Annotated in this window: 26 protein-coding genes; 7 read left to right on the top strand and 19 right to left on the bottom strand. The window is 69.7% G+C overall.

Annotated elements, in window-relative coordinates:
• Window positions 1–19: 19 nt before the first annotated feature.
• From LO763_RS18875 to LO763_RS18860, 4 genes are all read right to left on the bottom strand, one after another.
• Window positions 20–922: a carbohydrate ABC transporter permease gene (locus LO763_RS18875; protein ID WP_230787256.1), complete on the bottom strand. Its 903-nt coding sequence runs from the start codon at window positions 920–922 to the stop codon at window positions 20–22.
• Between the two features lie 10 nt (window positions 923–932).
• The gene (locus LO763_RS29135; protein ID WP_369432031.1) at window positions 933–1,847 is read right to left on the bottom strand and encodes a carbohydrate ABC transporter permease; all 915 of its coding nucleotides are present in this window, start codon (window positions 1,845–1,847) and stop codon (window positions 933–935) included.
• A gap of 26 nt (window positions 1,848–1,873) precedes the next feature.
• Window positions 1,874–3,208 (bottom strand): ABC transporter substrate-binding protein, encoded by a 1,335-nt coding sequence (locus LO763_RS18865; RefSeq protein ID WP_230787252.1) that lies wholly within the window; start codon window positions 3,206–3,208, stop codon window positions 1,874–1,876.
• 371 nt (window positions 3,209–3,579) lie between these two features.
• Window positions 3,580–6,237 carry a GNAT family N-acetyltransferase gene (locus LO763_RS18860; protein ID WP_230787250.1) on the bottom strand — a complete coding sequence of 886 codons (2,658 nt, stop codon included), beginning with the start codon at window positions 6,235–6,237 and terminating at the stop codon, window positions 3,580–3,582.
• Between the two features lie 71 nt (window positions 6,238–6,308).
• Here LO763_RS18860 and LO763_RS18855 point away from each other — a divergent pair, with 71 nt between their 5' ends.
• Window positions 6,309–7,028 carry a siderophore-interacting protein gene (locus LO763_RS18855; RefSeq protein ID WP_230787248.1) on the top strand — a complete coding sequence of 240 codons (720 nt, stop codon included), beginning with the start codon at window positions 6,309–6,311 and terminating at the stop codon, window positions 7,026–7,028.
• Window positions 7,029–7,088: 60 nt separating this feature from the next.
• Here LO763_RS18855 and LO763_RS18850 read toward each other — a convergent pair whose 3' ends face one another.
• From LO763_RS18850 to LO763_RS18825, 6 genes are all read right to left on the bottom strand, one after another.
• The gene (locus tag LO763_RS18850) at window positions 7,089–7,373 is read right to left on the bottom strand and encodes a hypothetical protein (protein WP_230787243.1); all 285 of its coding nucleotides are present in this window, start codon (window positions 7,371–7,373) and stop codon (window positions 7,089–7,091) included.
• A gap of 11 nt (window positions 7,374–7,384) precedes the next feature.
• Window positions 7,385–7,816: a polymorphic toxin type 17 domain-containing protein gene (locus LO763_RS18845; protein ID WP_230787241.1), complete on the bottom strand. Its 432-nt coding sequence runs from the start codon at window positions 7,814–7,816 to the stop codon at window positions 7,385–7,387.
• Complete coding sequence (locus LO763_RS18840; RefSeq protein ID WP_230787238.1) at window positions 7,809–8,303, bottom strand: WXG100 family type VII secretion target; 495 nt, start codon at window positions 8,301–8,303, stop codon at window positions 7,809–7,811. Before LO763_RS18840 ends, LO763_RS18845 begins: the two co-directional genes overlap by 8 nt.
• A gap of 33 nt (window positions 8,304–8,336) precedes the next feature.
• Window positions 8,337–8,663, bottom strand: coding sequence for a WXG100 family type VII secretion target (locus LO763_RS18835; RefSeq protein ID WP_230787235.1), 327 nt, complete (start codon window positions 8,661–8,663; stop codon window positions 8,337–8,339).
• Between the two features lies 1 nt (window position 8,664).
• Entirely contained in the window at window positions 8,665–9,066 is a 402-nt protein-coding gene (locus tag LO763_RS18830; protein WP_230787232.1) for a hypothetical protein, read from the bottom strand.
• Window positions 9,067–9,153: 87 nt separating this feature from the next.
• Window positions 9,154–10,020, bottom strand: coding sequence for a GNAT family N-acetyltransferase (locus LO763_RS18825; protein WP_230787229.1), 867 nt, complete (start codon window positions 10,018–10,020; stop codon window positions 9,154–9,156).
• A 199-nt stretch (window positions 10,021–10,219) separates the two neighbouring features.
• Between LO763_RS18825 and LO763_RS18820 the strand changes: the two genes are divergently transcribed.
• Window positions 10,220–10,738 carry a hypothetical protein gene (locus LO763_RS18820; protein WP_230787224.1) on the top strand — a complete coding sequence of 173 codons (519 nt, stop codon included), beginning with the start codon at window positions 10,220–10,222 and terminating at the stop codon, window positions 10,736–10,738.
• Between the two features lie 22 nt (window positions 10,739–10,760).
• On the opposite strand, the gene LO763_RS18815 is transcribed toward LO763_RS18820, so the two are convergent.
• Window positions 10,761–11,357, bottom strand: a complete 597-nt coding sequence (locus LO763_RS18815; protein ID WP_230787222.1) for a hypothetical protein — start codon at window positions 11,355–11,357, stop codon at window positions 10,761–10,763.
• 583 nt (window positions 11,358–11,940) lie between these two features.
• Here LO763_RS18815 and LO763_RS30000 point away from each other — a divergent pair.
• Genes LO763_RS30000 through LO763_RS18800 form a run of 3 tightly spaced genes read left to right on the top strand, consistent with a single transcriptional unit; the run spans window position 11,941 to window position 14,437 of the window.
• Window positions 11,941–13,059: a histidine kinase gene (locus LO763_RS30000; protein ID WP_230787217.1), complete on the top strand. Its 1,119-nt coding sequence runs from the start codon at window positions 11,941–11,943 to the stop codon at window positions 13,057–13,059.
• On the top strand, window positions 13,047–13,700 hold the full coding sequence (locus tag LO763_RS18805; protein WP_255672776.1) for a response regulator transcription factor: 654 nt from the start codon (window positions 13,047–13,049) through the stop codon (window positions 13,698–13,700). Before LO763_RS30000 ends, LO763_RS18805 begins: the two co-directional genes overlap by 13 nt.
• Window positions 13,701–13,753: 53 nt before the next feature.
• On the top strand, window positions 13,754–14,437 hold the full coding sequence (locus tag LO763_RS18800; RefSeq protein WP_230787207.1) for a DNA alkylation repair protein: 684 nt from the start codon (window positions 13,754–13,756) through the stop codon (window positions 14,435–14,437).
• Window positions 14,438–14,497: 60 nt separating this feature from the next.
• Here the strand turns inward: LO763_RS18800 and LO763_RS18795 are convergent, their stop codons facing one another.
• The 8 genes from LO763_RS18795 to LO763_RS18760 all read right to left on the bottom strand — a co-directional run bounded on the left by LO763_RS18795 (window position 14,498) and on the right by LO763_RS18760 (window position 18,900).
• Window positions 14,498–14,809: a hypothetical protein gene (locus LO763_RS18795; RefSeq protein WP_230787198.1), complete on the bottom strand. Its 312-nt coding sequence runs from the start codon at window positions 14,807–14,809 to the stop codon at window positions 14,498–14,500.
• Window positions 14,793–15,245, bottom strand: coding sequence for a DddA-like double-stranded DNA deaminase toxin (locus tag LO763_RS18790; RefSeq protein ID WP_230787195.1), 453 nt, complete (start codon window positions 15,243–15,245; stop codon window positions 14,793–14,795). Before LO763_RS18790 ends, LO763_RS18795 begins: the two co-directional genes overlap by 17 nt.
• Window positions 15,246–15,773: 528 nt before the next feature.
• Window positions 15,774–16,100: a hypothetical protein gene (locus tag LO763_RS18785; RefSeq protein ID WP_230787192.1), complete on the bottom strand. Its 327-nt coding sequence runs from the start codon at window positions 16,098–16,100 to the stop codon at window positions 15,774–15,776.
• A 177-nt stretch (window positions 16,101–16,277) separates the two neighbouring features.
• A complete protein-coding gene (locus LO763_RS18780; protein ID WP_230787189.1) occupies window positions 16,278–16,727 on the bottom strand; it encodes a hypothetical protein in 450 nt (149 codons plus the stop codon).
• Entirely contained in the window at window positions 16,720–17,526 is an 807-nt protein-coding gene (locus tag LO763_RS18775; protein ID WP_230787187.1) for a DddA-like double-stranded DNA deaminase toxin, read from the bottom strand. The genes LO763_RS18780 and LO763_RS18775 overlap by 8 nt, the downstream gene beginning before the upstream one ends.
• 5 nt (window positions 17,527–17,531) lie before the next feature.
• Window positions 17,532–17,771 (bottom strand): DUF397 domain-containing protein, encoded by a 240-nt coding sequence (locus tag LO763_RS18770; RefSeq protein ID WP_230787185.1) that lies wholly within the window; start codon window positions 17,769–17,771, stop codon window positions 17,532–17,534.
• 29 nt (window positions 17,772–17,800) lie between these two features.
• On the bottom strand, window positions 17,801–18,040 hold the full coding sequence (locus LO763_RS18765; RefSeq protein WP_230787184.1) for a DUF397 domain-containing protein: 240 nt from the start codon (window positions 18,038–18,040) through the stop codon (window positions 17,801–17,803).
• A complete protein-coding gene (locus LO763_RS18760; RefSeq protein ID WP_230787182.1) occupies window positions 18,037–18,900 on the bottom strand; it encodes a helix-turn-helix domain-containing protein in 864 nt (287 codons plus the stop codon). Before LO763_RS18760 ends, LO763_RS18765 begins: the two co-directional genes overlap by 4 nt.
• A 244-nt stretch (window positions 18,901–19,144) precedes the next feature.
• Between LO763_RS18760 and LO763_RS18755 the strand changes: the two genes are divergently transcribed.
• On the top strand, window positions 19,145–19,525 hold the full coding sequence (locus tag LO763_RS18755) for a hypothetical protein (RefSeq protein WP_230787181.1): 381 nt from the start codon (window positions 19,145–19,147) through the stop codon (window positions 19,523–19,525).
• Window positions 19,518–19,910, top strand: a complete 393-nt coding sequence (locus LO763_RS18750; protein WP_230787179.1) for a hypothetical protein — start codon at window positions 19,518–19,520, stop codon at window positions 19,908–19,910. Before LO763_RS18755 ends, LO763_RS18750 begins: the two co-directional genes overlap by 8 nt.
• The last annotated feature ends 19 nt before the right edge of the window (window positions 19,911–19,929 follow it).

The raw sequence follows: 19,929 nt of genomic DNA, 5'->3' as shown, positions 1-19,929 counted from the left end.
GGCCCTTGCGGGTCCGGTGCTATTTGAGGCCGGTGGTGGCGATGCCCTTGACGAGGTACTTCTGCCCGGCGATGAAGAACCCGATGATCGGCGCGAGCGACAGCACCGACATGGCGAACATCGGGCCCCACGCGGACTGCCCTTCGGAGTCGACGAACTGCCTGAGCGCCAAGGGGACCGTGTACAGCTCGGGGTCGGTGAGGTACAGCAGCGGCCCGAAGAACTCGTTCCACACCGAGATGAACGTGAAGATCGCCGTGGTCGCGAAGGCCGGGCGGCACAGCGGCAGGATGATGCTCCAGAAGGTGCGGAACGGGCCGCAGCCGTCGATGCGGGCCGCGTCGTCCAGCTCGGTCGGGAGCGAGCGCATGAACTGCACCATCAGGAAGATGTAGAACGCGTTGGTGGCCAGGAAGTTCGGCACCAGCAACGGGTAGTAGGTGTTGAGCCAGCCGAGTTTCGCGAACAGGATGTACTGCGGGATGAGCAGCACGTGGCCCGGCAGCATCATCGTCCCGAGCATGAGCGCGAAGAAGAGCTTGCGGCCGGTGAAGTCGAGCCGCGCGAACCCGTACGCCGCCAGCGAGCACGAGAACAGGTTCCCGATGATGCTCAGCACCACGATGACCAGCGAGTTCGAGAAGTACACGCCGAAGTCGTACTCCAGGGCGGTCCAGCCCTCGGTGTAGTTGGCGGGGTGCCACGCGGCGGGCCACAGCGACAGGTCCGAGAAGATCAGGCCGTTCGGCTTGAGGGAGCTGGAGACGAGCCACATCAGCGGGTACATCATGAACAGGCCGATGGCGCACAGGATCACGTGCCGGGAGAAGCGGCTGCGCCGCGAGGAGCCGAACCGCTCGACGAGGGCGTCGTCGTCCTCGCGCCCCGCCTGCTGCCGCGGCGATTGCATGGTCGTTGACATGGGTGGGACCTCAGTTGTCGTAGTTGACCCAGTACTTGGCGGAGATGAAGGTCAGGGCGGTGAAGGCGGCGATGATCACCAGGAGGGTCCAGGCCATCGCGGAGGCGTAGCCCATGTTGAACTGGTTGAAGCCCTGCTGGTACAGGTACAGGTTGTAGAACAATGTGGAGTTCGCCGGTCCGCCGCCGCCGTTGTTCATGACGAAGCCCTGCGTGAACGTCTGGAACGAGGCGATGAGCGACTGGATCAGGTTGAAGAAGATGATGGGGCTCAACAGCGGCAGGGTGATCGAGCGGAAGCGCCGCCACCTGGAGGCGCCGTCGACGGCCGCGGCCTCGTAGTACATGACCGGGATCTGCCGCAGCCCGGCCAGGAAGATCACCATCGGCGAGCCGAACGTCCAGATGTGCAGGATGATGAGGGTGGTGAGCGCGTAGTCGGGGTCGGAGGTCCAGGCTATGGCCTCGACGCCGAACCGGCCGAGGAACGCGTTCACGATTCCGTCCAGGCCGAAGACGTAGCGCCACAGCAGGACCACGGCGACGCTCGCTCCCAGCAGCGAGGGCAGGTAGAACACGGCCCGGTACCACGGCAGGCCCCTGATCCCCCGGTTGAGCATCATGGCGACGCCGAGGGCGGCCGCGAGCGAGAGCGGCACGGACACGAACGTGTAGACGAACGTGACCTTGAGCGACTGGAGCAGCGCCGGGTCGGAGAACATCGCGGTGAAGTTCTCCAGGCCGATCCACTCCGGAGGGGTCAGCAGGTCGTAGTCGGTGAACGCCAGGTACAGCGAGGCGAAGAACGGGACGATCGTGAAGAGCATCCCGATGAACCAGGGCAGCAGGAACAGGTAGCCGGCGCGGTCCCTTCGCGCCCGCCGGCGCCCTCGCAGGGGCGCCGGCGGGCGGACCGCCTCCGGCATGACGGCGGCTTCGGCGGCGGAGGCGGTCACCCTGCGAGCGCTCCTTCGGCCTCCGCGATGAACTGGGCGGCGCCGTCGGCGGGGGTCGTCCGTCCGAACTCGACCTCGACGGCGATGACGTCGAGGACGTCGGCGATGGCGCTGCCGCCGGGCGGGTACGTGTAGGAGCGCGGGAGCTCCTCCTCCTGGAGGGCCATGAGGTACTCGGTGGCGAGCTGGTCGTCCGGTTCGAGCGAGGGCTTGATCTCCTCGGCCACGTCGGCGTTGGCGGGGACGCCGCGCGTGGTGCCCGTGGCGAGCGAGGCCTCGGGGTCGTTGGTGAGGAACTCGAGGAGCTTGACCGCCTCCTCGGGGTGCTTCGAGGCCGAGGCGACCGACCACAAGTGCGGGCAGTCGACGGACTGGCCGCGCCGCACCGATCGGGTCTCGCCGGGGATGCGCAGCAGCGCGAGGCTGCCGCCGCAGGCGGCGTTGTAGCCGAGGAAGTTGTTGGTGGGGATGATCTGCGAGGCGAGCTTGCCCTGGGCGATGTAGGACTGGTCGGGGCCGCCGCCGATCTCCTCGAAGAACCCGGCGGGCGGGTAGGCGCCGGACCGGCGCATCCCGTCGATGAGCTCGAACCAGGACTGGACGGTGGCCGCCGAGATGCCGAGCTCACCTGCCTCAGTGAAGAAGTCCTCGCCCTGCTGGCGGCAGTAGACGACGATGTTGGCGAGGGTCTGGGCGTCGAAGCCGGTGCCGTAGACCTCGCCGCCGCTGGCGTCGGAGACGGTCTGCGCGAAGGCGGCGAGGTCGTCCCAGCCCCAGGTGTCGCCGTCGGGAATGTCGGCGCCGTACTGCTCGGCGAGGTCCTTGCGGACGACGAAGCCGATGGTGTTGAGTCCGGCGGGGACGCCGAAGACGCTGTCGCCCACCGCGGCGAGGGTCGCGGCGCTGTCGGAGAGCCCCGAGAGGTCGAGGTCGCCCTCGTACTCGCCCAGGTCGAGCAGGGCGCCGCGGTCGGCGTACTCGCGCAGGGAGTCCATGCGCATGGCCATGAGGTCGGGCGCGTCGCCCGCGGCGAAGCGGGTGGCGAGCTTGTCCTGGTAGGGGCCCGAGTCCTGGTACTCGACCTCGATGGCGACGCCCTCGTTCCGCTCCATGAAGAGGTCGAGCGCGGCCTGGGTCTTCTCGGCCCGGGCGGCGTCGCCCCACCAGACCATGTTGAGGGTGACGCCGTCGCCGGAGTCGTCGTCGCCGCCGAAGCCGCGGCCGCACGCGGCGAGGGCGGGCGCGGCGGCGAGGCCGAGGCCGGCGGCCTTCATGAGGTTCCGGCGTCCGAGCGCGGCGCGGGAGGGGTGAGGGGGTCGGTCGTTCTGCACACTTGGTCCCTTCGAAGGGTGATCCGGGAGCATCGATCGGACTCGATGGCTGGGGGTCAGGTTAGAACCGCGGCATTGATTATGTCAAGTCATGAAATAAATTGGTCCGCGGTTACCGCAAGCCATTGACCCTAATAGATCGACCTGCTTAGACTGGCTCGTGACGCCCTCCGCCCCGCCCGGAGGAGCGTCGCGTGAGCTCTTGGGAGACAAGAGGATGACGAGGCCGGGCGGCGGCCCCCGCCGCGCCCGCGCGGCCTTCGTGAGCGAATCCGGCGGCCCGCGGCGCGCATTGGGACCTGCGCCGCGGACCCGCCGGATTCGGGGGGCGGCCCTCGGCACGGATACCGGGGGCCGCCTCCTCGATGACGCTAGGCGGCGTCCTCGCGGCGCAGGAACGCGAGCTGCGCGGTCTTGTCCGGCAGCCGGATCTCGGGGCCGAGCGTGAACCCGAGGCGGCGGATGCGGGCCCGGGCCTGGTCGTTGCGGGCGTCGGGCTCGACGACGATCCGCCGGTGCTTCGGGTCGTCGAAGAGGTACGCGGTGAGAACCTGCATGAGCCTGCCCGTGAACCCGACCTGGGCGCGGCCCTGCGGGGCGGCGACCAGGAGGTGGGCGCCGATGTCGCCGGGCTCGACCTCGTAGCACTCCCCCACCGGGTCGGCGTCGGGCTCGTAGGTCTGGAACAGGGCGATCGGCGCCCTGTCGCGCAGCAGCAGGAACGCGTGGTGGGTGCTCAGCGCGTCGAGGTACTCGTAGATCTCCAGCACGTGGTCGCGGGAGTGGCCGGTCATGCCCCAGAACCGGGCCCGCTCCTGGGTGACCCAGCCGTAGATGAGGTCGAGGTCCTCGGCGGGGCGGACGGGGACGACGGCGACGGTGCCGAAGCCCTCCAGGCGCCGTTCGAAGACGGCGGGGCGGTCGATCATGCGGTGCTCCTCTCGCAGCAGGTGCCAGTCGGTGACGACGGGGGCGAGTTCGCCGCGCCGCCACAGCGGGAACTGGTCGCGGTGGTGGGGCCCGAGGGTCCCGGAGGCTCCGAAGGGGACGATCCAGCGGCTCCGGCGCCGGTCGGCGAGGTCCCAGACCCAGCGGGCGGCGGGGCCGCGGGAGAAGTCCTCGGTGACGCCGGGGACGCCGGAGGTCGACAGGACGCAGTCCGCGTCGCCCGACATGCCCGTCAGGGGCTCCGACTCCTCGGCGCCGGGCGGCAGGTCCTCCCAGGGCACGAGCCGGTGGACCTCGCCCCAGGCGGCGGGAGGGTCGGCGGCGACCTCCTCGAGGGCGCCGCGCAGGGCGGCGTCGCGGTCGGCCGGGTCGATGAGGCGCTGCGCGGCGCCCGGGCCGGTCGCCTCCCCTGGAGCGGCCGCGTCGAGCACGTGCTCCAGGGCGAACCCGATGCGGGGCCGCAGGGCGAGCCAGGGCGCGAACACCGGCGGCAGGCCCGAAGGCCCGTCGAGCGCCCGGAACCGCGGCAGCGCGGCGAGGCGGCGCACGAACGCGGCCCGGACGGCGGCGAAGGCGGCGGCCTCGGTGCTGTCGGCGTCCATCCGGCGGTCCCAGGCGAGCAGGGTCTTGCGCAGCGAGGCGGCGTCGCCGTCAAGGTCGAGGCCGGGGAGCAGGTCGAGCACGGCGCCGGCCGTGGGGAGCCGGGTGTCGGCGTGGATCGCGGCCATGTCGGCGGCGGTCCAGTCCGACCGGGCCTCCAGCAACGAGCGGATGCGGTCGGCGCGGTGCGGCGGGCAGAACTCGACGCCGAGGGGCGCGGCGAGGGCGCGGTCGTTGGCCATGACGGCGATCCGGTCGACCTGCTTGCGGGGCATGCGCTTCCAGCCGTCCCAGGCGTGGCGGGGCTCCCAGGCGGGCACGGGGCTGCGGAGGTTCGCCGCGTCCCGCTCGGGCACGCGCCCGGCGGTGCGGTGGAGGAGCCCGCCCCGGGTGTCGGCGGCCATGACCACGTTGACCGGGAGGACCCAGTCCTGAAGCGCGGCATCGACATCGGTGACGATGGAGGCGTGCAGCAGCCGGGGCAGCGCGGCGAACCCGAGGTCGGGGAGCGCCTGGGCGGGGCCGCGCAGGCTCAGCGCCGTCCCGAAACTTTGCGGCCCCTCGGTTTCTTCGGGCCCTCCGGCGACGACCGGGCCGCGGGCGGTCTCGACGACCTCGACGGTCTGATCGGGGCCGTCGGCGACCTGGAAGCGCTCGGTCCGCGTGAAGACCGGTTCCCAGCCATCGGGGCCGAACGCCTCGACGGAGCCGTTCGCGTTGCGGCGCAGGCGCTCCCGGTAGAGGTCCTGGGTGTCGGCCATGGCGTTGGTGATGCCCCAGGCGACGCCGCCCGCGTGCCCGAAGTGGGCGATGCCGGGGATGCCGGGCATGGCCAGGCCGACGACGTCGAACTCGTCGCAGGCGAGGCGGATCTGCTGGTAGGAGCCGGGGAGCTGGATGAAGCGGTGCGGGTCGCCCGCGAGGAGGGGCGAGCCGGAGGCGGTCATGGACCCGTCGAGGAGCCAGCCGTTGGAGCCGACCGGCTCGGGCCCGTCCAGGGCGAACCGGTCGACGGCGTCCTCCCCCAGGGCGTCCCGGACCCGCTCGCGCCACAGCTTCGCGGGGAACCCGGCCCCGAAGAGCAGGTGGTCGGCGTGCCAGAAGGCGAGCGGCGTCCAGGGCTCCCAGGGCTCGCAGAGGCGTTGGGCCTCGTCTCCGGCGCCGGAGGCGGCCCCTTTCGCCAGTCCGTCGTTGACTCCCGCGACGAAGGCGCGGACCCAGTCGGCCGTGGCGGAGTCCAGCGCGTCGAAGGCCGCGACCGCGGTGTCGACCACGCGGGCCTGCCGGACCAGGCGGTCCCAGCCGATCCAGTACTCGCCGAGGAGGGCCGAGGCGGTGCCGGTCGCGCGGCGGCGCGCGGTCTCGATCTGCCAGGCCCGGTCGGCGGCGGCGTTCCATCCCTGCGCGAACGCCAGCGCGTTCGCGTCGGGCGCCCGCAGGTGGGGGATCCCCCAGGCGTCCCGGTAGCACATGAAGCTCATAGTTAGGTTAGTCTAACCTAAGACATAATGACGACTCGCATCTCCACAGGGGACGACCAGGGAGGCCCGGGATGGGACACGGCTGGGAAGGCGCGGTACTGAAGCTGTTCCGCGCCAAGGACTTCAAATTCACCGTGACCGGTGCCGAGCAGGTCACCGAGCACTACCGGCGCCTCACCTTCACCGACGGCGGCCTGCTCGCGGCACTCGGCGTGCACCCCACGATGTGGGTGCGCCTGTGGTTCGACAACGACGGCAGGCCCCATCAGCGCGGTTACACCCTGGTCGACCCGGACGTCGAGAACGGCGCCTTCGCCATCGAGTTCGCCCTGCACGACGGCTGCGCCAGCGACTGGTCCCGCACCGCGAAGCCCGGCGACGTGATCGAGGCGTCGGTGCAGGGCACCGGCTTCACCGAGCCGGACCCGAGCCCCGAACGGCTCCTGGTCGTGGGCGATGCGGCCTCGCTGCCGGCGATCAACTCCCTGCTCGACGCGTTCCCCGAGACCCCCGCGACGATCTGGTTCGAGACCGCGGACGACGACGAGCTCCCGTTCCGCGTCGACCCGATCCGCCACGACCTGCGCAAGATCGCCAGGGGCGAGGACGGCGCCGCACTGCTGGAGCAGGTCCGGGAGGAGCTGCCGCACTTCACGAAGGAACCGGAGCGGATCTACCTCTGGATCGCCGCCGAGGCGAAGTCCACGAGGGCCCTGACCGCCTTCGCCCGCAAGGAACTCGGCGTCCCCAAGCAGCGCGCGCACACCCTCGCCTACTGGCGGGCCGCCTGACCCGCGCCGCTCCCGCCCTTTTCGACCCGAGCGGCGGCTCTGGAGAGCACGTTGCGTTCGCTACGGCCGCTGAGGGGGGTTGTCCTCGACGATCTCGGCGTGGCCTTTCTCGTCCACGGTCACCTTGACGCTCCCGCCCGGGAACATCTCGTCGGGGGACGCCTTGTCGCCGAGCGACTCGAGCTGGTCCCCGGGGAACATCACCACGTCGTCGTCCTCGAACTTGACCGCGTAATAGGTCACTCCGTCGGCGCCGTCGCTGATGCCGCCGACGACGCCGACTCGTCCGGCGTACTCGGCGAACGACGCGTTCTGCCCGACCTTGACCTTTTCGTAGAATTCCACCTTGAGCATCCTCATTTATGGGTTATGTGGCCGCCCAGAGACACGTTCGCATGCGAACCGTCCCGGGTCGTCCAGCCGATCTGGTTCCGGCCCTTCGAGCTGAGCTGCACATCCCATTCGTACGGCTCGCCCTTGGTGCGCGAAGGGCCCTTGACCCACTCGTTCCCATGACGGTCGAAGTACCCGCCGTTCGGGCCCTTCGGAAGTCCGGTGGTGGGCGTGACCCCCTTGGGCGGAACGTATCGTATCCGACCGGAGGTGGGAAGGCCAGCGTCCTTGAGCAGACCTTTGACACCGGTGCGCGGAGCACTTGCGTCGGCGCCGTCGCCGCCTTTCTTGAGGCCGCCCTTGCCGTTCTTGAACAGGCCGCGGACGGGCTTCTTGATGAGTTCGGCCCCGCCCTCGGGGAGCTCGGGGTTGTTCCGTCGCCTTTTGCTAGCCATTGAGCACCATGTCCAGGGCCATGCCGATCAGCTGATCGATGATCATGCCGGTGATCATCTTGAAGATCGGGATTTGGACGAGGGACGCTCCGAAGGTGACCGCTGCCGTGGCGATCGCCTGGGCGATCTGGAACGCCAGCATCATGAGCTGGACGATCACCTGGACTTTGAGTGCGAGGACGATCCCCGCGGCGATCGTCAACCCGATGTTGATGATGCCCGCCGGGTCGGCGGCCCCTGCGAGGTTGCGGGCGGCCGACTCCGCATCCTCGTACTCCTCCCTGAACGCCTCGATGTCGGCGCCGGTGTTGTTCTCCAGCAGCGTGGCCGCGGCGCTGTTGAGCCGTTCGACCTTGTCGCCGATCTGAGAGGCCATCCCGGTCCACTCGCCGGCGAGGTTGAAGATCGACTCCTCGTCGGATTCGGGCCAGTCGTAGCCGAGCATGCTCAGCAGACCTGCGAGTTCGCCGGGTATCTGCATCCCCATGGGGCGCACCTCCTGGTGACGGGGCGCGGCGGGTCAACCGCCGAGTTCGGTCAGAAGCTGATTGAAGAGCTGCGCGTTCTCGTTGTCGGCGGCTTCGTGGCCGTCCGCCATGTCGCGGATGGCCTCGGCGTAGTCGGCGATCTCCTCGATGTTGGTCGTGAAGCACTCGTTCAGGACTTCGGTGCAGGCGTCGTGCGCCATGCCGACGAGCATGCCGATCTCGTCACCGCCGAAGGCGTCGGCGAACTGCGCCAGAGTGCCGGTGAACTGGTCGAGGAGCGCCTGCACCTCTTCCTTGGCGGCGTCGAACTCATCGGCGGCACGGCGAAAGGACTCGAGGTCGAGGTCCAGATCGGCCATGTCAGCGTCCTCCTTGCAGGCGCGCCATGGTCTCGCTGATGGAGGCCCCCATCGCCTGGAACTGTCGCAGGGAGCGGTCCTGGATCTCGGCGACCGATTCGTTGATGGCGTTCAGGTCCGGCGTGGGCTCATCGGTGCCGAGGGCTTCGGCTCGCTGGTCGAGCGCGGTGTTGACCATCCGCTTGATCTCGGCGAAGAGGTTCTCGGAGCCGAAGTTCATGACACGGGGGTCGTACTCGATGGTCTCCACGCGGCCCTCGGCGCTCAACATCAGCTGGAGGAGACCATCGGCTCCGTCGACGGTGATCGGGTCGATCCGGTGGGCGCCAGGGGTGTTGACCGCACTGCTGAGCGCCGCGCGGGCGTCGGCGAGCTGCTGGGCGATTACTTCCTCTCCGAACATTCGGCCTCCGTTCACATCGATTGGCGGGAACGATGCTCAAGGTACATTGAGGATGCAAATGGGGCGCCCTGCCGGAACGGCGTGCCGTTAGGCGTCCCGGTGCAGGTCGCGAACTTCGGGGAGCGGCTGGAAGCCGGCCGACTCGTAGGTGGCGACGCCGCCGGCGTTGTCGCTCGGGGTGCACACGATCGCGCTCGAGGAGCCCATCTCCCGGAGCGCGGCCGCCGCGGCGACGGTGATCGCCCTGCCGTAGCCGCGGCCGCGGTGGTCGCGGTGCACGCCCATCGGCTCGATCAGTCCGGGTCGGCCGGGACCGGCCGACCAGACCGTCACCGTCGCCACCGCCTCGCCCTGGTCGTCGTAGGCGAGCAGGCAGCGGGCGTCGGCGTACAGCGGTCCGGAGGCCATCGCGTGCCATCGTTCGTCGGTGAACGTCGAACCGTCGAACGCGGCCCGCTGCACGGCGGCCCGTTCGCGCACCTGCTCCGGTCCGGCCGCCTCGATCCGCACGCCGGGGTCCTCCACCGGCTCGGCGAGGTCGCGGCGCAGCGGAGTCCACGGCTCGTCGACGCTCCAGCCCGACTCGGGCAGGAGGTCTTGCAGGAGCACGCCCTTGGGCGCCTCGATGTTCGCCTTGCCCGCGGGGAGGACGCCGCGCCCGGGATCGGTCACGTCGGCGACCAGCCGCCGCGCGAGCTCGTCGTCCCGGTAGGCGTCGGGGGCGATCGTCAGCCGCAGGAGTTCGGGGCCGTCGAGCAGCCCGATCGCGAGTATGCGGCCGTCGCGGCTCCAGGTGCGGACCGCGGCGGCCGCCGCCTCTGCCCCGAAGCGGTAGAACCAGCCCACGTCCCCCGGGTGCAGCTGCATCGGCGCCGCGTCGTACTGCCACTCGCGCAGCACCGCTGCGATGCCGCTCAGTTCATCGGCTTCCGGCCGGTTCAACGTCACTGCCATAGGAGTGATCACACCTCATCGCAGCGGCGGTGCACAACCGATTTGCGAAGGCGGCGCTCCGCGGCCTCCGTCTGCCGGAGCAGTACGCCGAGAGTGGGCGGGATCATTTTTGAACAGGTTCAACCGGGGTGTAGGCTACCGACAGAAAATGAACACGTTCAAAAACCTTGCCCGGTGAGACCGCTCGAATGGAGCCGCGATGGAAGCCCCCGCCTACCGCCCTGCGAACGGCGCCCGCCGAGCACCCGGCTCCGCCGGCCGGGCCCGCGTCGCGCTCGCCGCCGGAGCCGTCCTCACGGCGGCCGCCTGCGGGTTCGCCGCCCCCGTCCAGGATCCTCCCGCCGATCCGGTCCCCTACGGCGAGGTGGTCGGGCTCTGGGAGAACGGCGAGGGAGGGACCATCGAGTTCCGCGAGGACGGCACCTACACCGCCACCGGCTCGACCTTCGGCGCAAGCGGCGAGACGGAGGTCCCGGCGGGCGAGTTCGACGGACGCTGGAGCCTCTGCGAGAGCATCTACACCACGACGGGCGACGGCGAGGAGATCCGCAGTCCCGAGTGCGTCGAGTCCGAAGCAGGCGAGTGGATCGCACTGGGCGACGCCGGCGCGTTGAACGCGAGCCACCTGCTCTTCACCGGGAACGAGCACCTCGAGCTCTATCCCTATGCGCTCGAGACCCACACCCGCGATAGCGACTACTACGCCAAGGCCGACTGAGCCCCGCGACGGATCGCGCCGCTCACTCGCCCGTGGGCAGCTCCGTCGGCCATTCGAGATTGTCCACCTGGCATCCGTCGGAGCCGTTGTCCGCGCATCCTTCGATCGACGCCTCGTACACGTCGACCATGTCCTCGAACAGGTCCGCGGACTCGATCTGGATCCACTCCTCGCGGTTCGCGATCGTCCCCTCGGTGAGGGTGAGGAGGCCGTCCTCCAGGGTGGCGGCGAGGGGACGACCGTCTTCGAGCCTTTCGAGCTCGAAGGAGTCGCCGGATCTCGTGCCGCCGAACTCGTTCAGCACGTCCCGGTCCTCAATGCCCATGGAGTCGGAGAAGAACACCCTCGTCTCGGTGCCTTCGATCTGCCCGGCCGGGTCGACCTGGAGCTCGAGCAGGTAGAACGTATGGGTCTGCGAACTCAAGGCGTAGAAGAAGAGCGCTCCGGAAGCGTCCGACGGGCTCTCCGAGGCCGATGCGGAGGAGTCGTTCGGCGACTCGGGCCGGTCCCCTGAGCAGCCGGTCAGGGCCACGGCCGTCATGGCGGCGAGGGCGACCGCCGCGGCCGCGAGGCGGTGTGGGGCGGTTCGTCGGTCGGCGTTCGGCATCGCGCGGTTCACGGCGGCGTCCTTTCGCGAGGGAGGTCTGGTGCCGCAGCACGGCGGTCCCGGCGAGCGGCCGTCACGGCCATTGGGATATTTGCGTGCGGCTATGCATGAACGCCATCGTATGGGACCCCGGCCACCGGGCCGGAGTTCGCGCTCGCGGACCCGGCCTCCAGGAGGCGGCCGCGGCCCGGCCGACCCGCCGGTCGCCCCACCCGGCCCTCGTGCCGAGGCCGGACGCGACGCGACCGAAGTGATGCCGCCTGCGCGAAAGCCCAGTCGGCACGGGCACCGGCGGTTCGCCCGCGACCATGCGCAGCAGAAAGAGGACGGTGCCGGCGCGTTCGCGTAAGGAAGGCGGGGTGGCCGAAGGGGAGGCTCATCGGCGGGCCGGACCGTTGACGGCGAGGAGCCGGCGGGTTCGCGTGCTCACGCCGAGCATCCGGGCCCGGGCCGTGCCGCATCAGCCGCGGCGGGGGGGCGACTTGCGTACGGATCTCATCGGCCGGCGCAAAATCCGGCGCCTCCGGCCGCGGAAGGGGGCGACTCCTACTTTCGGAGGTGACGGCGCAGGCCGGGCCGTGACTAGCATGACCCCGTGATCTACCGCCGTCCTCCCCGCACCGCCGAGCTCGTCGGCATGGCCGTCGCCGTCGGCGGTCTCACCGCCCTGACGCTCTGGTCGCGACCCGACCCCGGCCCGCTCGACGTCGCCGTCGCGGTTCTGAGCCTGGCCGCGGGGATGCTCCAGTTGTGGCGGCCGGTCGGCGGCGCGCTCGTCGCGACCGTCCTCGCGGTCGCCTCCCCCGTCGCGACCCCGGCCGCGACGACGGGGGCGCTCCAGGTCGCCTGGCGCACGCGGTTCCGCACGGGCGCGGCGGTGGCGCTCGCGGGCGTCGCGGCGCACCTGCTCCAGTGGCTCCGGTACCCGAACCCGTCGCTCGGGTTCGACTGGTGGGCACTGCTGGTGACGGTCGCGTACGGGGCGCTGCTGGGGTGGGGCACGCTCGCCCGCTCGCACCGCGACCTCGTGATGTCCCTGCGCGAGCGGGCCCGCCGCGCCGAGGCCGAGCAGGGCCGCCTGGTCGCCGAGGCGCGGGCGGCCGAGCGGCGCGGCCTCGCCCACGAGATGCACGACGTGCTCGCCAACCGGCTCTCGCTGGTGGCCACGCACGCCGGCGCGCTGGAGTTCCGGCCGGACGCGCCGCCGGAGAAGGTCGCGCTCGCCGCGGGCGTGGTGCGCTCGGGCGTGCACCAGGCCCTCGAGGAGCTGCGGCAGGTGATCGTGCTGCTGCGCGAGGACGAGCCGGCCGGATCGGGCGGGCCGGGCCCGACCGCGTCCGACTTCGAGGCGCTCGTCGCGGAGACCCGCGAGGCCGGCCAGCCGGTCGGGGTCGACGGCGGACTGCCGTGGGAGGAGATGCCGCCCTCGCTGGGCCGCACCGCGTTCCGCGTCGTCCAGGAAGGGCTCACGAACGCCCGCAAGCACGCCACCGGGAACGAGGTCGCCGTGTCGCTGAGCGGCGCGCCGGGGGCCGAACTGGAGATCACGATCGTGAACGACCTGGCCGCGCCCGGGACCGGCCCGGCCGCACCCGGCGGCGGCCTGGGCCTGGTGGGCCTCACCGAGCGCGTGCGGCTCGCGGGCGGACGCCTCGACCACGAGCGCATCGACGGCCGGTTCCGCCTGCGGGCCCGGCTACCATGGCCGACGTGATCCGCGTGCTCCTCGTCGACGACGACGCCCTCGTCCGCGCCGGCCTCGCCATGATGCTCGACGGCGTCGGCGACATCGCCGTGGTCGGCGAGGCCGGGGACGGGCGCGAGGCCCTCACCGCCGCCGACGCGCACCGCCCCGACGTGGTCCTCATGGACCTCCAGATGCCCCGCGTGGACGGCATCGCCGCCACGAAGCGGCTGCGCGCCAAGCCCGATCCGCCCGAGGTGATCGTGCTGACCACCTTCGACACCGACGAGAACGTGCTCCACGCGCTGCGCGCCGGGGCCGCCGGGTTCCTCCTCAAGGACACCCCGCCCGCGCGGATCGCCGAGGCGATCGCCCGCGTCGCCGCCGGGGACCCGATCCTCTCCCCCGCGGTTACCTGGCGCCTCATGGAGCGGACCGTCGCCCAGGCCGGGGCCTACGAGCGCGCCCGCGCCGCCCTGGCGGCGCTGACGCCGCGCGAGCACGAGGTGGCGGTGGCGATCGGCGGCGGGGACACGAACGCCGAGATCGCCGCAGCGCTGGGCATGAACGTCACGACGGTGAAGTCGCACGTGTCGAGCATCCTCACCAAGCTCGCGCTCGACAACCGGACGCAGATCGCGCTCCTCGCGCACGACGCCGACCTGGTCTGATCCGCGGCGGCGAAGCCCTGGCCCGTGTCGGTGGTCGGTCGTAGGGTGGGGTCGTGAGCGAAGAGCGGAGCGCCGAGACCGTGCCCGGGCTGCGGGCCGAGCTCGCCGCGCTGGAGGACCCGAAGCTGCGCGCGGTCAACGAGCGCCGCGGCGACGACCACGGGGTGAACCTGTCGAAGCTGCGGGCGATCGCCAAGCGGCTCAAGGTCAGGCATGAGCTGGCGATCGAGCTGTGGGCGACCGGCGACACGGCCGCGCGCCTGCTGGCCCTGCTGGTCTGCCGCCCGCGACTGTATTCGCGGGAGGAGCTGGACCGGATGCTCCGCGAGGCGGGGTCGCCGAAGGTGCACGACTGGCTCGTGAACTACGCGGTGAAGAAGGGCCCGCACGCCGAGGCGCTGCGTCTGGCCTGGTTCGACGACCCGGACCCGGTGGTCGCGAGCGCCGGGTGGGCGCTCACGTCGGAGCGGGTCGTCAAGCGGCCCGAGGGCCTCGACCTGGACGGGCTGCTCGACCGGATCGAGGCGGAGATGAAGGACGCGCCGGAGCGCCTCCAATGGGCGATGAACGAGTGCCTGGCGAGGATCGGGATCGCCGACCCGGGCCGACGCGCCCGCGCGATCGGCATCGGGGAGCGCCTGGAGGTCCTGAAGGACTACCCGACGCCGCCGAACTGCACGTCCCCGTTCGCGCCGATCTGGATCGGCGAGACGGTCAGGCGCCAGGAGGCCGCCTGAGCGGCGCCCGGGGCCCGACGGGGCGATCGCGGTCTTCTGCGTTCTCGCCGGGCCCGTAAGTCATCCCCAAGGGTCGCTCGCTGCGGCTTCGTCATCGCCGGACTCGTCGCCCTCGGCGGGATAGTCCTCGCCGCCATGGTCCGGTTGGGGGCCGAGCCAGTAGAGCACTCCGGTTCCGAAGTCCTCGTCGGGGTAGGCCACGACGATCTCCCACCCCTGGTAGCCCGCAGGCTCCTGCGGAGGAGCGAGGCCGAGCCCGAGGGCGAGCCGGGTGAGCTCACGCGTGTCGAGCTCGTCGGCCTTTGCACGCAAGTCCGCCAGCACTTCCGGAGCCGCCTGTACAGGGCGGTGCGGTTCAGCTTCGCCGGTCATCCTTGATTCCCTCTCCAGTGCCCGTGATCCTTCGGCGGTATGGCAAGCCGCGCCGGGGAACCACGTGAACGTACACCACGTTGCCGGCCGGAATGATGTGCTCGAAGTTGGCGTAGCAGCGCTTGGGGTCAGGCTGCTCCGAACCTTCGACGGGTTTGCCGCAGAGCGGCACGTTCAAGTACAGCGCGGCATCGTGCAAATCGTCTTGGCGCACCTTGGCCGCCGCGTCGCCCTCGACATGCCATGTCGTCGTCATGGCCGTGTCCGATGCCCACGGTTCTTTCAAGTCCTCGCGGACGGGGGCTCGGCCGGGCGGATACGCCTTGAGCGGTCTGGAGTTGAGCTGCTTCCCGTCGGCCGTGTAGAGGTATCCGCGCGCGGCCGTGTTTCCCTCCCGGTTGGTGGGCCATCCGGCCTCTCTATCTTCGCCGCGCATCGAGGATCCAGGCGTCGGGCATCGAAGTTCTCAAGTTCCGGCGGCGAATCCCCCGGGGACGGCGGCCTTGTTGCGGACGGCCCCGAAGAAGGGCTCGGAGACGCAGAAGGCCCGCTGCCGCCCGCGATGGAGGCGATGTACTCGCCCATCCGCTCGGTTCCGGCGGCGATGAGGGCGAGCGCTTCGGCCAGGCGCTCGCGCGCAGTGCGCCACTGGCTCAAGCCCTCGCGGGTGAGCGGGCTGGACGAGTCCGAGAGGTCGGATTGCAGCGACCCCGACGCGCCCTCCAGGCGGTCATCGGCCGATTTAGCACGCGCGGCGACTTCCTCGATCAGCGTGAGTACGGCGCGGAGCCTAGCGGCCACATCGCCGATCGAGGCCATCGAAGCTCCTTACTACACGTATCGGGCTTGCCTCGCAGCTCTGCCGACGTCGCCGCATCCGCTTCGATCGGCACCGGCTGCCTCTTCGACCATGTGGTCTCCTTGCCGGCGGCTCCCGGTTCCGCCTCTGTCCCTGCCCAGGCCGTCAGCCTGACACGGGTTCCCATGCCACGCCCTCGGCTTCGGGCCGCTCACCTGATTCGACGTAGACGCGGGCGAGCGCACGCGCTGTCGCAAAGCTGAGCCGTCCGAGGCCGGCCGGTATGTCGACGAGGTCCTCGTCTGAGGACTCGCACACGCGCAACGCCGTCGGTTCACACCCGGCTTCGACCGCCTTGTGGTTCGACGGCAGCCATCGTGCCGCCGCCGCTCCGGTCGCCTCCGGATCGGTCTTCAACCGGAGGCTCGCCTCCTCCTCGGTTGCCGCAGGCGGCATTCCGGGATCGGCGTCGAGGTCGAAGCGCAGCGGCATGTCATCGATCGCGGATCCTGACGGGCCCACGAGGAGCGGTCACGAGCGCGCCCCTTGGGGCGCGATCATGGTGTTGTGCTCGCGAATGAACCCGTCCGACTCGTCGACGGAGGACAGCTCGGCGTCCGAGATGTCCCACCAGATGCGCACGCTCATTCGATACCTCTCCCCGCGCCCTCATTGGCTTTCGGCGGGTCGCCATACGGTGTCTTCGGGGAGGCGGCCGGTCAAGGCGTAGCCGAGAACCGCGTCTTGAACCCATGAAGGGGTGCAGAGCAGGCTCGTGCCGCTCAAGGTCTCCACCTCGTCCATGAGGTTGTGGACGAGTCTCGGATTCGGCGATCGAACCTCGGCCCGGAGTGCCCCCGACTCATTCAGCAACCCCGGTTCCACGGCGATCTCATCGTTGCGGCGGAGGTACGCGCAGTCCTCGAACAACGCGAATTCGATCGCCACATCGCCCTCAGGCGTGATGATTTCAGCAGTGGATCGCTCCCCGCTCGGGCCGGCGACAGCTGCGGCCCTGTCCAGGAACTTGACGACCTCGGCGCGAGTACGGAGGTCGTCGTAATAGTGACCGCCGAAGGCCGCACCGAAGGTGGCGAAGGTCGCCTCCATGTCATTCATCGCGGCTCCGCCCTTCGTAGGTCTGCTCGCCGCCCGGCCAAACGACGGTCAGCTTAGCGCCCGGCTTCAGAAAGCGAGGCAGAAGCCGGTCGCATCCGAAGCGGTAGTTCGGTTTGCCGTATCCGCAAGGGCCGTCCGGATTGTTGATCACGATCCGTTCCTCGGTCATGTCATGACGGCGCATGAACATCGCAAACTTGATCTCGACATCCTGAGTGACGCTGATCGCGGAGGGCTCGCCCGGTGCCCGAATCGACTTCCAGAAGCCTTCGGCCTCATCGAACTCTGGGTCACGCTGACCGCTGGCCCAGTCCCGATGCTCGGTGTCGCCGCCGACCCATCGCCCTTCCGTCTTGCCGCGGTAACCACGCGGCGCCTCCGCTCGGCGAGGCATTCTCGGCATCTCATCGAGATACGGTTTCGGATCGAAGATGCGGTGCGAAGCCGTCGACACCTGGTTGTCTCCGCCGGTCCCGGACCGCTGCGTCCGGGCTGCGCCAAAGATGGAGTCCGGGCTTGGGACCACGCTCCCTCCGCCTGCGATGGAGGTGACGTACTCGCCCATCCGCTCGGTTCCGGCGGCGATGAGGGCGAGCGCTTCGGCCAGGCGCTCGCGCGCGGTGCGCCACTGGCCCAGGCCCTCGCGGGTGAGCGGGTTGGAGGAGGCGGCGAGGTCGGATTGCAGCGAAGCCGATGCGCCCTCCAGACGGTCATCGGCCGCTTTGGCATGCGCGGCGGCTTCCTCGATCAGTGTGAGTGCGGCGCGGAGCCTAGCGGCCACATCGCCGATCGAGGCCATGCGGGTCAGTCGGTGAAGTCGAACTCGCCGTCTTTGGCCCCCGCGAAGAAGGCGGTCCACTCGGCACGGGTGTAGACGATCAGCGAGCCCTCAGGGTGACGGGAGTGCCGAACCGCAACCCGCCCCGAACCATCGGCAAGAGGACCGGCTTCAACGCAGTTGCCTCCGTTGTTGGTGCTAAGAGTGCTGGTTTGCCAGTGGATGCCAGCTAGTTCTATCGCTGAAAGCTGCTGCTCGGTACTCATCAACGCTCCTCAAGTTGCCGTCATGGCCCCTAATCGGTGAAGTCGAACTCGCCGTCTTTGGCCCCGGCGAGGAACGCGGTCCACTCGGCACGGGTGTAGACGATCAGCGAGCCCTCAGGGTGCTGGGAGTGCCGAACCGCAACCCGCCCCGAACCATCGGCAAGAGGACCGGCTTCGACACACTGACCACCGCCGCTGTCGCTGCGAGTACTGATGTGCCAGCGGACACCAGCAAACTCCCTAGCCGAGAGCTGCTGCTCGGTGCTCATTCAATCTCCTTCAGGCGCTTGGTGATCAGATCAGCCGACCGTGAAGCAGACAAGGCCGATCTGTCAAGATCTTGCCACACGACTTCGAAGTTACTCGCCTTCGGTTCTTCGGCATACAGGGCACCAGCCGTGGTTTCGACATAGGCAACCGCAGAGTACGGTTCAGGCAGCTTGAAGAGGTTGAAGCTGCCGCTCAAACCGGTATGCGGTCCGGTGTCGGTCGGGATGAACCGGATCGTGACATCGCCACGTTCGCCCAGTTCCAAGAGGCGCTGGAGCTGTGCTCGCATGACTGCCTTCGAGCCTGTTGCACGCTCAAGTACCGAGACCTCGAATACCGCATCGATGTGCGGTGGATTTTCGGCCGCCAGGATCCGTTGTCGTTCCATGCGGAGATCGACCCATCGCTGGATCTGATCGTGTGATGCCTTGCCCTCCTCCAAGCGGGTGATCACTGCCTCGGCGTACTGACGGATCTGGAAGAGTCCATACACAAGGAAGTGCTGATAGGTGCAGATCTTGTTGGCCCGGCTCTCCAACCAGGGCACATTGAGGAAATCGCGGCCGAAGTCATCCTTGTGCTGGTCCCACCAGTCTCGTTGCCAAGCGTCTTCGCAGATCTGTTCCAGGTCCCGGCGCTGCTTGGGGTCGGACACGTCGTAGAGGGTCATCAGCGCGGCCAGATCCGCGCGCCGAAGCGGATACTCGCCGTTCTCGTAGCGGCTCATGGTGCTGGCGTCTCGCTGAAGGTACTCACCAGCGACTCGCAGGGACATCTTCTTCGCTGCGCGCAGCTCCCGGAGTTTTTCGCCGAGCCACTGCGAGCGGAGGGAGGGGCCGGGACCGGTGATGATCGCCATCGCTACTCCAAACCTCTGTCGGGGAGCCGACAGAAAACTTTGCCAGAATCGAGCGAGGCAATATTGCTTCGATCGATGGTGTGTGTCATGATACCAATCAAGCACGAGAGGCTCATCACGGGATTCTGGTGACGGAGTTCTTGAGAACGGGCATTTCGCGCCCTCCATAGAAGCCGACCGGGGCGGGGCCCAAAGTTTGGCGACCCAGGCCCGCCCCGGTCTCAGACACCGGAGGTTGATTTCCGTGTCCAGACCCATTGTCGCGCACTCACCCGACAATCCCAACCATGATCCGCGCAGCGGCGGTCCCGCCGACCCGCTCGTCCGCGGGACCTTCAGCGACGGCCACAGCTCCTTCACCGTCCGGGCCTCCAGCGCCGCCTCGCCCGACTCCTTCCAAGTCGCCGCGAGCGGCAACCCGGCCGACCTCGTCCTGATCGTCTCCGGCCTCAACACCGGCCACCTGCACGCCACCTGGGGCTCCGGCTGGCGCGCCTTCGCACCCGACTGGAAAGTCTGGATCGAAGACGCCGCCTTCAAGGTCTTCTACAACGGCCACACCATCGACAACCGCTCCAACCCCGGCCCGCTGGGCTCCGGCTCCGTTCGGCACTGCGATGGATGAACCCACCGCAGACGCCACCGGCCCCGACCAGGCACCAGAACCGGCATCCGGCCCGGAACCCTCCGCGAAGGCGGAGCCCGAGCCGGATCACGAGAACTGGCTCGGCGACTTCCGCCGCGGCCCGGCCGTCTTCTCCGTCCACCGCGAGACCGCCGGCGCGCACCCGCTGGTCCCGCCCGAGTACCGCATCGAATGCAACGACGGCGCGGGCCCGCGCGTGATCTGCCGCTTCACCGACGAACCCGACCCGGTCCCCGAATGGTTCGGCGCCTGGCGCGGCGACGAATGGTGCACCTGGATCCTCAAGCAGACCCGCGCTCTCATCGCGAACCCGCAACGCGACTTACCGGGCCGCTGCGATCGGGACGCGCGGATCACCGCATGACCGCGCGTCCCTCTCCTGT

The organism is Glycomyces amatae, from assembly GCF_020991375.1.
In the GTDB taxonomy this organism is placed as follows: Bacteria; Actinomycetota; Actinomycetes; order Mycobacteriales; family Micromonosporaceae; genus Glycomyces; species Glycomyces amatae.
This window is presented reverse-complemented; position numbering and strand designations above follow the sequence as displayed.